This is a genomic window from Novosphingobium sp. B-7, assembly GCF_000410615.1.
Lineage (GTDB): Bacteria > Pseudomonadota > Alphaproteobacteria > Sphingomonadales > Sphingomonadaceae > Novosphingobium > Novosphingobium capsulatum.
Genome location: NZ_KE148443.1, coordinates 1 through 263 on the forward strand (window position 1 = coordinate 1; position 263 = coordinate 263).

Consider the following 263-nt stretch of genomic DNA (forward strand, 5'->3'; position numbering starts at 1 on the left):
CCAGGCGCGTGGCGAGCAGGCCCGGCAGGTGCCGTTCGGCCGCAGCCAGCAGCAGCTTGCGATCGGCCGCGCGGGCGAGCGGATCGACCACGAAGCGAAACCCTTCGAGATGGCCAATGGCTTCATCGTCGACCAGCACGGCGCCATCGTCGCCCAGGCGCACCGGCAGCAGCGAGGCGTCGGCCCCAGCCTTGCGCATCAGCACCGTGGTGCGGCGGTTGACGAAGCGTTCGGTCAGCCGCCCGTGCAGCGCATCGGACAGG

Annotated in this window: 1 pseudogene; it reads right to left on the minus strand. The window is 71.5% G+C overall.

The features are described from left to right. Nucleotides 1–263 (minus strand): annotated as a pseudogene (locus H926_RS29090) (helicase); the annotation flags it as partial.